The organism is Tistrella mobilis (assembly GCF_041468085.1).
Classification (GTDB): Bacteria; Pseudomonadota; Alphaproteobacteria; order Tistrellales; family Tistrellaceae; genus Tistrella; species Tistrella mobilis_A.
Genome location: NZ_CP121017.1, coordinates 746,982 through 759,008, shown reverse-complemented (window position 1 = coordinate 759,008; position 12,027 = coordinate 746,982). Strand labels below are relative to the sequence as shown.

The 12,027-nt window shown below is 67.5% G+C and carries 11 protein-coding genes; 5 read left to right on the top strand and 6 right to left on the bottom strand.

Features of this window, described 5'->3' with window-relative positions; genetic code table 11:
* Positions 1 to 212 precede the first annotated feature (212 nt).
* On the top strand, positions 213 to 1,118 hold the full coding sequence (locus tag P7L68_RS09255) for a LysR substrate-binding domain-containing protein (RefSeq protein WP_372004389.1): 906 nt from the start codon (positions 213 to 215) through the stop codon (positions 1,116 to 1,118).
* A gap of 23 nt (positions 1,119 to 1,141) precedes the next feature.
* Here the strand turns inward: P7L68_RS09255 and P7L68_RS09250 are convergent, their stop codons facing one another.
* The 5 genes from P7L68_RS09250 to P7L68_RS09230 form a co-directional block, all read right to left on the bottom strand.
* Positions 1,142 to 1,888, bottom strand: coding sequence for an IclR family transcriptional regulator (locus P7L68_RS09250; RefSeq protein ID WP_372004386.1), 747 nt, complete (start codon positions 1,886 to 1,888; stop codon positions 1,142 to 1,144).
* A 35-nt stretch (positions 1,889 to 1,923) separates the two neighbouring features.
* On the bottom strand, positions 1,924 to 3,219 hold the full coding sequence (locus P7L68_RS09245; RefSeq protein WP_372004384.1) for a TRAP transporter large permease: 1,296 nt from the start codon (positions 3,217 to 3,219) through the stop codon (positions 1,924 to 1,926).
* 42 nt (positions 3,220 to 3,261) lie between these two features.
* Positions 3,262 to 3,795 (bottom strand): TRAP transporter small permease, encoded by a 534-nt coding sequence (locus P7L68_RS09240; RefSeq protein WP_372004382.1) that lies wholly within the window; start codon positions 3,793 to 3,795, stop codon positions 3,262 to 3,264.
* Between the two features lie 14 nt (positions 3,796 to 3,809).
* Entirely contained in the window at positions 3,810 to 4,856 is a 1,047-nt protein-coding gene (gene dctP / locus P7L68_RS09235) for a TRAP transporter substrate-binding protein DctP (protein WP_372004380.1), read from the bottom strand.
* 98 nt (positions 4,857 to 4,954) lie between these two features.
* Positions 4,955 to 5,737, bottom strand: a complete 783-nt coding sequence (locus P7L68_RS09230; protein ID WP_372004377.1) for an enoyl-CoA hydratase/isomerase family protein — start codon at positions 5,735 to 5,737, stop codon at positions 4,955 to 4,957.
* Between the two features lie 343 nt (positions 5,738 to 6,080).
* On the opposite strand from P7L68_RS09230, the gene P7L68_RS09225 reads away from it, so the two are divergent.
* The 4 genes from P7L68_RS09225 (at position 6,081) to P7L68_RS09210 (ending at position 10,591) form a co-directional block, all read left to right on the top strand.
* Positions 6,081 to 6,905, top strand: a complete 825-nt coding sequence (locus tag P7L68_RS09225; protein ID WP_372004374.1) for an enoyl-CoA hydratase-related protein — start codon at positions 6,081 to 6,083, stop codon at positions 6,903 to 6,905.
* Between the two features lie 13 nt (positions 6,906 to 6,918).
* The gene (locus tag P7L68_RS09220) at positions 6,919 to 8,064 is read left to right on the top strand and encodes a CaiB/BaiF CoA transferase family protein (protein ID WP_372004372.1); all 1,146 of its coding nucleotides are present in this window, start codon (positions 6,919 to 6,921) and stop codon (positions 8,062 to 8,064) included.
* A gap of 260 nt (positions 8,065 to 8,324) precedes the next feature.
* Positions 8,325 to 9,422 carry an ABC transporter substrate-binding protein gene (locus P7L68_RS09215; protein ID WP_372006805.1) on the top strand — a complete coding sequence of 366 codons (1,098 nt, stop codon included), beginning with the start codon at positions 8,325 to 8,327 and terminating at the stop codon, positions 9,420 to 9,422.
* A 98-nt stretch (positions 9,423 to 9,520) separates the two neighbouring features.
* Entirely contained in the window at positions 9,521 to 10,591 is a 1,071-nt protein-coding gene (locus P7L68_RS09210; RefSeq protein WP_372006804.1) for an ABC transporter ATP-binding protein, read from the top strand.
* 29 nt (positions 10,592 to 10,620) lie between these two features.
* Here P7L68_RS09210 and P7L68_RS09205 read toward each other — a convergent pair whose 3' ends face one another.
* Positions 10,621 to 11,853: an IS110 family transposase gene (locus tag P7L68_RS09205; RefSeq protein WP_372000016.1), complete on the bottom strand. Its 1,233-nt coding sequence runs from the start codon at positions 11,851 to 11,853 to the stop codon at positions 10,621 to 10,623.
* Positions 11,854 to 12,027: the final 174 nt, after the last annotated feature.

Sequence of the window (12,027 nt, the reverse complement as noted above, 5' to 3'; positions counted from 1 at the left end):
CCATCCGAGGGGGAAGGGAACCGCGGACGGGCCGCGGCGGGGCTCGGCTCAAGCTGTAGAAGGAGCGCCGGGAAATTTCAACGCTTCAGCGGGTTCCTGGTCAACGCCCGGCGCATCCCCGGCCAACGGACCGCGTGCCGGTCTTCCCATCCCGCATCGCCCCGCGTCATGATGTCCGGGCCCGCCGCACCGCCCCCGGGAGCCCGACCCGCATGGCCTTCTCGCTGCGCCAGCTGCAGTATTTCGTCGCGATCGTGGAACGCGGCAGCATCTCCTCCGCCGCCCAGGCGCTGTCGATCTCGCAGTCGACCGTGACCGAGGCCCTGCGCGGGCTGGAGATCGATCTGGGCTTTCCTCTGGTCGAGCGTCACGCCCGCGGTGTGGCCCCCACGCTCAAAGGGCATCAGTTTCTGGCCCATGCCCGGCGCATCCTGGCCGATGTCGCCGATGCCCGGCGCGCGATCCGCGGCGAAAGCGCGGTGCTGAAGGGCCGGCTGGCATTGGGGGTGACCCCGCTGGTTGCGGGCTATGTCCTCGCCGATCTGCTCGCCCGCTTCCGCCGCGCCTTCCCCGATGTCGATGTCCAGACGGTCGAGGACAATGGCGACTATCTGGAACACCTGCTGGTCGGCGGCGAACTCGACGTGGCGGTGATGGTGCTCGCACCCGGCCGCAGCAGTTCCGCCCTGCAGATCGAGGTGGTGGAAATCTCCCCCTACCGGGTCTGGCTGCCGCTCGGCCATGCCGCGACCGCCGAGGAACGGGTCAGCCTGCGCGACCTCGCCGCCGAGCCCCATGTGCTGCTGACCATCGACGAGATTGCCGAGGCGTCGGAGGTGGTCTGGCGCCGGCTGGGCATCCGCCCGCCGGTCGCCTTCCGCACCCGCTCGGTCGAGGCGGTGCGCAGCCTGGTCGCCACCGGCACCGGTGTCGCGATCCTGCCCGACCTCACCTATCGGCCCTGGTCGCTGGAAGGCGACAAGATAGAGGCGCGGGGCGTGGCCGAAGACCTCCCCGCGATCCAGGTCGCCACCGCCTGGCGCCGCGGATCGCCGCTCTCGGCCGCCGCCGCGGGCTTCGTCTCGGTCGCCGCGACCCGCCAGGCCGTCCGGCGCTAGGAAACGGCCGGTGGCGGCGCAGCTCATCCCGGCAGGAAACGCGGGATCGCCTCGCGCAGCAGGGCCAGGATCATGTCATGCTTCTCTTCCAGCCGGTCGACCGGGCCGCCGACCCCGATGGTGAAGCGGCGGCCATAGCTCTGCGGCGGCAGCAGCATGCCGATCACCCCGGCCCCCTGGGTGACGGTGTGGCGGGAATAGACATAGCCCAGCTGCCGGACCTCGGTGACCGGCACCATCAGCTCTTCCAGCGTCATCCGTCGGGCGGGATCATCCTCTTCGATGTTCACCCGCCGGAGCAGCTTGTCGATCTCGGCATCCGGCATGGCGCTCAGGAGCAGCCAGCCATAGCCCGAGCGGGTCATGGAGCGCACGGTGCCCGGCCGCACGCGGTATTGCAGACCCTCGCGCGAATAGAGCACGTGGACATACTGCATGTAGATGTCCGACTGGGTGCCGAGGCTCACCATCTCGCCGGTCATCTCGTTCAGATACTGCATCAGCCTGAGGATCCGGCCCTCGCCGAACAGCGAGGCCTGGATCCAGTCGCCCAGCATGGCGACGCGCATGGTCGGCATATAGGTGCGGGTCGGCCGGTTGAAGTCGACATAGCCCAGCTGCAACAGGCTTTTGAGCAGGGCGGCGGTGCTCGACACCGGATAGCCGAAATGGGCCGAGACCTCGCGCAGCGTCAACGGCCGCTTCACCTCGTCGAAATACTCCAGCACCTCGAAAACCCGCCGGGCGGTCTTGATGGCGGCCGTCGACATGATCCGTCGTTCTCCTCCCTTGGGGGCACCTGGCGTCACGGACCGTACCACCAGCCGGGCAGGCCGAGCGAGAGTGCCGGGAACAGCAGCAGCAGCAGCAATACGATCATGTCGCCGATCAGCAGCCGCCACACGCCGGAGAAGGTCTTCTCCAGCGGCGCATCGGCGGAGGCCGAGACCACGAAACTGTTCAGGCCGAGCGGTGGTGTCACCAGGCCGATCTCCGAGGTCTTGGTCAGGACGATTCCCCACCAGATCGGGTCGTAGCCGAGGCCGACCACCAGCGGAAAGGTCAGCGGCAGGGTCAGCAGCATCACCGCCAGCTGGTCCAGGAAACAGCCCAGGATCAGATAGATCACGATCAGGATTGCGATGATCGCCCAGCCGGGGATGTTCAGCGCCACGATCGTCTCCAGCAGATCCTGGGGCAGCCGGGTGATGGCAAGATATTTCCCGAAGATCATCGCGCCGATGATGATGGTGAAGATCAGCGCGGTGCTGCGGATCGATGAGCGGAAGGCGGCAAGCATGTCCCGTCCACGCAGCCCCCCGAAGACGACGCTGATCACCAGCGCCGCCATGGCGCCGATCGCCGCCGCCTCGGTCGGTGTCGCGGCACCGGAATAGATCGAGCCCGCAACGAACACCACCAGCAGCATCGCCGGGCCGATCGCGGTCAGGCTGCGCACCCGCTCCGGCCAGGCTGTCCGCACCACCTGGGGCGCAATCGAAGGATCCCGCCGCACCCAGATCATGATCGAGATCACGAAGCCGGTGGCGGAGAGCAGCCCGGGCACGATGCCGGCCACGAACAGCCGGCCGATCGAACTTTCGGTCAGGATGCCGTAGATGATCAGCCCCAGGCTGGGCGGGATCATGATCGCGAGCGTGCCCGCGATGGCGACGGTGCCGAGCGACAGCCGGTCGTCATAGCCGAAGCGGCGCATCTCGGGGATCGAGATCCGCGCCATGGCGGCGGCGGCAGCCGTGCTGGAGCCGCTGAGTGCGGCGAAGCCCGCATTGGCGCCCACCGCCGCCAGCGCCAGCCCGCCGCGCAGATGGCCGACGAAGGCATAGGCGCAGCGGAACATCGCCTGCACCACCGTGCCGCGGGCCAGAAGCTCCGCCATCAGGATGAACAGCGGAATGGTGGTCAGCAGAAACGACGAGGCATGGCGGTAGGGCTCGGCCCTGAGGATGCCGAGCAGGGGCATCCAGCCGGCATTGATCCAGATGCCCGCGGCCCCGGCGACGATCAGCGAGAAGCCGATCGGCATCCCCAGAACCAGGGTCACCAGGAACAGGATGATCGGAAAGACGATGTCGAACATGGGGGCGATGTCCCGTGCGGCAGGGGCTCGTGGAGCCCGCCCTCAGTGGATGGCACTACCCGTCTCTTCGGGACTCTCGCCCGAGATCAGGCACCGCAGAAGCTGCAGCGCCATGCGCAGCCAGAGCAGGATCACGCCGGCTGCGACCAGCACCCAGGACGGCCAGACCGGCATCGGCACCTGGCTGAACGGAAAGGGCGTCGCGATCACCCGGTCGCGGATGAGATTGGTCGAGGCCTGTTCCACCGCCATCCAGCCGATGCCGGTGACGGCGGCGAGCGTCGCCGCCAGGAACACGACCTCCAGCAGCCGGCGGACCGGCCGCGGGAAGTTACGGGAGACGAAAGTCACCGCAACATGGCCGCGTCTGGCCTGCAACTGGGCGATGCCGAGGAAGACCACGCCGACCATCAGATAGAACTCGACGAATTCATGCGTGCCGAAGACCGGCGCCGCGAAGAGATAGCGGCCGCCGGCATCCATGGTGATGATCAGCATCATGATCGCGAGCAGCACGATGGCGACGTATTCGAACAGGGCCTCCAGCCGGCCGATCAGATGGTCGAGCGTGTCCAACCCCCCGCCCTCCCTCAGGCCCGGGCGTGTTTCTTGAGCGCCGCGACCCAGGCATCGACCACGCGCCCGGCCGGCAGATTGCGGCTTTCATACAGCTCCGCCCATGTCTGCCGGATCGGCGTCAGCCGCCGGGTGGTCTCGTCGATCACCTCGGGTGCCAGATCGTAGACCTCGATCCCCTGCTTGCGGAATTCCGCCCGCCAGGCATCGGACTGGCGCGAGATGGTGTCGCCCTCGAAGCGGATCAGCTCGCGGCCGACCTTGTCGAACACGGCCTGGATATCGGGCGGCAGATCGTCCCAAAGGTCGCGGTTCATGGCGTAATAGCTGTTGAACACGCCGAGATTGAGGTTGTCGGTGCTGTAGCGCACCAGATCGTTCAGCTTGTAGGAATGGATGCTGGGAATGTGAAAGACGGTGCCGTCGAGCGTGCCGTTCTGCATGGCGTTGTAGATCTCGGGCGGGGTGACCGTGACCGGAATACCCCCCAGAGCCGTGATCGCCTGCTGCTGGACATTGCCGCCGACCCGGATCTTCTGCCCCGCAAGATCGTCGAGAGTGACGATCTTCCGGCTGACCATGTGGAGATTGTAGGCCTCGGTCGACGAGGCCCTGAGCGCCCGGATGCCGGCATCCCTGAACTCGACCTCATCCAGAATGCCCAGGCCGATCTCGTAATAGGCGGCCTCCAGCGCGTAGATGTCGGCCTTGATCTCGGGGATCGGCAGGCTGCCGACCGTCGCCATGGGCAGCTTCTCGGAAAAGTACTGCGCCGGGATATAGGCGACATCGGCAATGCGGGTCTGCACGGCATCCAGCAGGTCGCGGGCGCTGGCCAGCTGTTCGGCGGGGTAGTGCTCGAATCTGACCCGCCCTTCCGTCCCGTCCTCGATCTGCTTGATCCAGTGCTTGATGATCGGCATCGAGTAATGGGTGGTCGGCAGCGAATCCGCCAGTTTCAGCGTGATCGGCTTTGCCGCGCGGGCAATCCACGGCATGCCGAAACTGCCGGCGGCCGCGCCTGCGGCGGCAAGCTTCACGAAACTGCGGCGATTGATCATCCGTTGTCCTCCCTTGTCTGATGCAGGGCGCGCAAGGATCCTGCCGCCGCGATCTTGGGTGTCGCGTGGGTCGGCCAGGTCCGGCTGGGTGTCTTCGGTCAGCGGGCGACGAAGCGGCCCGGGCGGCGTTCGGCCACGGCGCGGATTCCCTCGCGGTGATCCTCGGTCCGGGCGAGCCATTTCTGCTCGACGAATTCGTGATCGGTCTGGGCCTGAACGGCATCGGCCAGCCCCCGGCGCAGGGTGGCGCGGGTCGACTGGACGGCGAGCGGCGCGCCCTCGGCGATCTCCTGTGCCAGGGCCATCGCCTCGGCACGCAGCCGGTCGGCCGGGACCAGCAGATCGACCAGTCCCGCCGCCCGGGCTTCCTCGCCGGTCAGGCGCCGGCCGGTCATGAACATCCACTGCGCCTTCTGAACACCGATCACCCGCGGCAGGGTGTGGGTCAGACCGAAGCCCGGATGAATGCCCAGCTTGACGAAATTCGCCCCGAAGCGCGCTTCGGGTGCGGCGACCCGGAAATCGGCCACCAGCGACAGCCCGAGCCCGCCGCCGATCGCCGGCCCTTGCACCGCAGCCACGATCGGCTTGCGATTGTGGAACAGACGCACCGCCTCGGAATAGAGCGGATTGCGATCTTCAACCGCCCCGGCGAGTTCGGCCGGGCGGCGCTGGAAATCGGCGCCGGCGCAAAAGGCCTTCCCCTCCGATGCCAGCAGGATCGCCCGGCAGTCGACATCTTCATCCAGCGCCTCGACCAGGCTCGACAGGTCGCGGATCAGATCGAGATCAAAGAAATTGTTCGGTGGACGCCGGATCTCCAGGACCGTGACATGGCCATCGGTCGAGACGTGGACGTCCCCCTTCTGCGTGATCGACATGGTTCGGACTGCCCGTTTTTTGCCGGCGGATCATCCCGGTCTCCGGCAGATCCGCCTCATTCTTCGATGGCTGCGGAGCATCACGCTCCGGCGTTCCTCCCGCCTTGCAGCGTCCGAAGTATAGGCGCAAGGGCCGCAGAGCGGCGACCGTTTCGCAGATGTGTTTTGTTTTTCTACATATATGTTCATGCGTCCACATATGTGGACGTCGGGGCGGGCGGCACTGCGGGTGCATTCACATATGTGTATCTGCTCTCCACAAGCCTGAACCGGCTTCCGCCCTCCGCCGGCCACTGTTATCCAGAAAAGGGCTCACGCCACGCGACAGAAAGGGGAGGACGGTATGGTCGACGCAACAGAGACCGGGACCGAAGCCGAGGTGCTCTATACGGTGACCGGGCGGGTCGCGACGCTTACCCTCAACCGCCCTGACAAGCTGAACGCCTGGACACCGCGCATGGAAGCGGAATTCCGAGCCGCCATGGACCGCGCCGTCGCCGACGAGGCGGTCCGGGCGATCATGGTCACCGGTGCCGGCCGCGGCTTCTGTGCCGGGGCCGATATGGGCCGGCTGACGCCGGCGGCACCGGGAGAGGCCAAACCGGCGCCGGCCGCGGCCCGGGACTACGTGCCCGACAATTTCGGCCAGCGCTATTCCTGGCTGCTCGACGTGCCCAAGCCGATCGTGGCCGCGATCAACGGTGCTGCGGCCGGGGTCGGGCTCTGCATCACGCTTTATTGCGACCTGCGCTACATGGTCGAGGATGCCAGGCTCACCACCGCCTTTGCCCGCCGCGGGCTGATCGCCGAACACGGCTCGGCCTGGATCCTGCCCCGACTGATCGGGCCGATGGCCGCCGCCGACCTGCTGCTCTCAGGGCGCGTGCTCACCGGCAGCGAGGCCGCGGCGCTGGGTCTGGTCAGGGCCCTGCCGGCCGAAGGTTTCGTCGAGGCGGTGCATGCGGTGGCTTCCGAGCTTGCCGATCTGTCCTCGCCGCGCTCGATGCGGATCATCAAGCGCCAGCTCTATGCCGGGCTGTTCCAGGACCTCGCCACCGCCACCCATCTCGCCGATTCAGAGCAGATGAAGTGTTTCGCCACCGAAGATTTCCGCGAGGGCGTCGCCCATTTCGTCGAACGCCGCGCCCCAGCCTTTACCGGCCGCTGAAGGAGCCCGCCCCATGCTGCCCCCGGCTTCAATCCTGCCCCTCGACGGGATCAGGGTGATCGAGATCGCCCAGAACCTGGCCGGCCCCCATGCCGGCGAGATTCTGGCCACCCTTGGCGCCGATGTGATCAAGGTCGAACGCCCGGAAGGCGGCGACGATGCCCGTGGCTGGGGACCGCCTTTCGCAGGCGACACGGCGGTCACCTTCCATGCCATGAACCGCAACAAGCGCGGCATCACGCTGGACCTCAAGGATCCGGCGGGTCTGGCCGAACTGCGCCGGCTGCTGGCCGATGCCGACATCCTGGTTCAGAACATGCGCCCGGGCATGATGGAACAGATGGGGCTGGATGCGGACGCCCTGGCCGCCATCAACCCCCGGCTCATCTGCTGCTCGCTCTGGGCTTTCGGTGGCCGCGGGCCGATGCGGCTGACACCGGGCTACGAGCCCATCGTCCAGGCTTTCGCCGGCATTTTCAGCATCAACGGCACGCCCGACGGGCCGCCATCGCGGGTCGGCATGCAGGTGCTCGACCTCGGCACGGGGGTCTGGGCGGCGCTGGGCTGCCTTGCCGCCCTGCTCCAGCGGGGCCGCACCGGCCGGGGCACGACGGTCGACGTCTCCCTGCTTGAGACCGCGATGGGCTGGCTTTCGATCTACTTCGCCGCCTTCAAGGTGACCGGCCGTCAGCCGCAGCGCCATGCCAGCGGCAACCCGAATGTCGTGGTCTTCCAGTCCCTGCCGACCTCCGATGGTGAGATCGTGGTCGCGGCCGCCAATGACCGGCTGTTTGCAAAACTCGCCCGTGAAGTCGGCCGACCGGACTGGGCCACCGATCCGCGCTATGCCAGCAACGGGCTCAGGGTCGCCAACAAATCGGTGCTGCTGCCCGAGCTTGAGGCGATCATGCGGACACGCAGCAAGGCAGACTGGGCCGAACGGCTGGAGGCCGCCGGCATCCCCTGCGCCCCGATCAACACCCTCGCCGACATCGCCGCCGATCCGCAGATCGCCGCCCTCGGTATCGTGGAAACCATTCCCGAGGCCGGGCTGGAGGTGGTGGGCCTGCCGCTCTCGCTCGGCGGCGAACGGCCGGGCATTCATCGCCGCGCGCCCCGGCTGGGGGAGCACAATACCGATATCCTCGGCCACGACTGACCCGTTCCCGGACGCCTGATCCAGGGCATCGGTTTTTCCGATGGAAACCCAACGATGCTTTGGTGTGGCGCCGCGGGACGACACGCGCGCACACTTGTTCCCGGACATCGGACCGCGGGGAGACGGCGGCAGGGCAGTGGCCCGGCGCCGTGCGGCCGGCTTGCACCGTCAGGGAGAGTTCCATGCGCATCAAGAGGTTGGTCGCGGGGGCCGTGGGCACCGCTTTGGCCGCGGGTCAGATCGCAGGCGCCGGCACCGCCATGTCGGCCGAGATGATGAAGGCTCTGGGTCCGGGGGAAGGTCGCGTCGATATCGTCGCCTGGCCCGGCTATATCGAGCGCGGCGACACCGACAAGAATTATGACTGGGTCACGGGCTTCGAAGAGAAGACCGGCTGCAAGGTCAATGTGAAGACCGCCGGCACCTCGGACGAGATGGTGGCGCTGATGAACGAAGGCGGCTTCGATCTCGTCACCGCCTCGGGCGATGCCAGCCTGCGCCTGATCGCCGGCAAGAAGATCCAGCCGATCAACACCGACCTGATCCCGAGCTGGAAGACGGTCGACGACCGGCTGAAGAGCGCCCCCTGGCATACGGTGGGCGGGGTGCATTACGGCACGCCCTATCAGTGGGGCTCCAACGTCCTGATGTATTCGACCGAGGTGTTCAAGGAGGCGCCGACCTCGTGGAAAGTGGTTTTCGAGGAAACCACCCTGCCCGACGGCAAGTCGAACAAGGGCCGCGTCCAGGCCTTCGACGGCCCGATCTACATCGCCGACGCAGCGCTCTATCTCAAGGCTCACAAGCCGGAGCTCGGGATCAAGGACCCTTACGAGCTGACCGAGACCCAGTACAAGGCCGCCCTCGACCTGCTGCGCGGCCAGCGCCAGATCGTGCACCGCTACTGGCATGATGCCATGGTCCAGATCGACGACTTCACCAATGAGGGTGTCGTCGCCTCGTCCTCCTGGCCGTTCCAGGTCAACCTGCTCAAGGCCGAGAACAAGCCGATCGCCTCGACCATCCCGGCGGAAGGCGCCACCGGCTGGGCCGACACCACCATGATGCATGCGGAAGCGGCGCATCCGAACTGTGCCTATATGTGGATGGAGCATTCGCTCTCACCCAAGGTTCAGGGCGATCTCGCCGCCTGGTTCGGCTCGGTGCCCGCAGTGCCGGCCGCCTGCAAAGGCAATGCGCTGCTGGGCGATGAAGGCTGCGCCACCAACGGCATGGGCAATTTCGACAAGATCAGCTTCTGGCGCACCCCTGTCTCGAAATGCGAAAGCCAGGCGGAAGGCTGCGTGCCCTATTACCGCTGGGTTTCGGATTACATCGCAGTGCTGGGCGGCCGCTGATCGCGCTCCGCTCGCCGAAAGGCGCGGCCGGCCGGCCGCGCCTTTACGAGCCGCCTTGCCCCGCGCCCTCCCGAACAGCTGAATGGCACATGTTCACGATGCCCCCTTCTCCGGACAGCTCGTCTCCGGACAGTTCGGCCACCGGGACCGTTCCGGACGTTACGGCCGTGCGATTCGCCAGGGTCTCGCGCCATTTCGGGCCGGTCCGTGCCGTCGATGCGGTCGATCTCGACGTGGGCGCGGGCGAGTTCTTCGCCATGCTCGGCCCCTCGGGGTCGGGCAAGACCACCTGTCTCAGGCTGATCGCCGGTTTCGAGCAGCCGACCTCCGGCCATATCGAGATCTTCGGCGAGACGGCCGAAGGCGTGCCGCCCTATGCCCGGGCGGTCAACACCGTCTTCCAGGATTACGCCCTCTTCCCGCATCTGTCGGTCCTCGACAATGTTGCCTACGGGCTGAGGATGCGTGGTGTCGACAAACGCCGTCGCAGGGACCGCGCCGCACAGGCCCTGGCGCTGGTACGCCTCGACGGCTTCGGTGACCGCCGGCCGTCCCAGCTGTCGGGCGGCCAGCGGCAGCGCGTGGCGCTCGCCCGGGCGCTGGTGCTGGAGCCCAAGGTGCTGCTGCTCGACGAGCCGCTCGGCGCCCTTGATCTCAAGCTGCGCGAAGAGATGCAGGTGGAGCTGAAGGCTCTGCAGCGTCGCCTGGGCCTCACTTTCGTCTTCGTGACCCATGATCAGGGCGAGGCCCTGTCGATGGCCGACCGGGTCGCCGTCTTCGACCAGGGCCGCATCGTTCAGGTCGACACGCCCGAGGCGATTTACGAACGCCCGCGCACCCGCTTCGTGGCCGGCTTCGTCGGGGCTGCCAATGTGCTGGAGCCGGCAACCGTCGGAGCCGCCGGCGGCCCCGCCCGGCTCGCCTCGCTCCGGCCTGAGAAAATCGTGGTTCTGGCCGGTGCCACCCCCGCACCCCCGGGCCGGCTGGCGCTGCCGGGCGTGCTGACCGACAGTCTTTATCAGGGGCCGGTGCGGCGGCTGAGCGTGCGCACCGATGCGGGCCCGGTACTCGCCGCCGCCGTGCCCGCCGGCCAGGCGGTTCCCGAGACCGGCAGCCGCGTCACCCTCACCTTCGATCCGGCAGCGCTCGCGCCGATGGAGGAGGCATGAGATACCGTCACGCTGAGCAAGCGCTTTTTTCAGTCGGCGAGCTTTGGCACGAAGGGTTTTCGAGCCTTGGCGACGGCGTAGACGGCGACGAGGAGTTTTCGCATGGCGGCGACGAGGGCGAGCTTTGGTGGCTTTCCCTGTGCGCGCAGTCGGTCGTAGAAGGCTTTGAGCCACGGGTTTCGGCGGACAGCGGTGAGGGTTGGCATCCACAAGGCGGTGCGCAGGCGCGCGTTGCCGATCGGGGTGATGCCGGCGCGGGTGGGGCGGCGCTTTCCGGAGTGGCGCAGGGCTGGGATGACGCCGACGTAGGCTGCCAGGGCTGCGGGGCTGTCGAAGCGGGCCGGATCGCCGAGTTCGGCGATGAGGCGTGCTGCGGTGCTGGGACCGATTCCGTCGATGGAGGTCAGCAGCGAGCCGACCTCGTGCTCGTCGAGCAGACGGGTGATGTCGTCGTCACGGTCGGCCAAGCGGCGGCGCCACAGATCGAGATCCTGACAGATGTCGCGGACCTGGACGCGGTAGGCGGGGCCGTGGTGCTGGCCGACCGAGCGCTTGGCCGCGGCGATGATCTGGTCGGCCAGTTCGCTTCCGACGGCGTGGCGGCCATCGTAGCGCAGCTTGGCGAGCCGGCGTGGCGTGGCTTTGGCGACGGCCTCGGCGGTGGGGTATTCCGCCAGGATGGCGGTGGCCAGCATGCTGTCGAGCGTGCGGACATAGCGTCGGAATTCCGGGAAGCCGAGATCGACCAGCCGGCGGAGCTGGCGGACGCGGTCGTCGAAATCCTGGCGCAGCCGGTCGCGGTGGCGAACCAGTTCGCGCAGCTCCTCGCTGGCCCGGCTGCCCAGCCGGGTCGGGGAGGGGCGCTTTTCCCGCCCGAAGCGGGCCAGGCCGAGGGCGTCGATGGCGTCGGTCTTGGTGCGCTCCAGGCTCTCGCCCTGGAAGCGGTGGGTGCGCAGCGGGTTGATCAGGGCGACCTCGTAGCCCTTGGCCGCCAGCACGGCGAACAGGTTCTTCCAGTAATGCCCGGTCGCCTCCATGACCACCAGCGCCTCACCCGGCGGGGCCAGCGCGGCCAGCAACGCGCCGTGCCCGGCCGCGTCTTCGGTGAACGGCTTGGGTTTGGCCAGGACCGTGCCGTCCGCATCAAGGATGGCGAAGACATGGGTTTCCGACGCGATGTCGATGCCGACGAATTGCATGGCGCCTCCCGTGCGGATGAGCCGGAAGCCTCGGAGCCGGTGCTCGTGCCCCTGCTTGTCCATGCGCGGATGACCGCCCCGATCGGGGCGGTCATCCGCCCCCTCGCCACGACACCGCCGGATACCGTTCGGGCAAAAAGCACCGGGCGAGGGCGCCAATCTCATGCACGAAGATCATCCTTCGAGCGCAACGCGGCGACCCTCTCCCGGCTATCAGGCCAAACATCCTACCAGGAG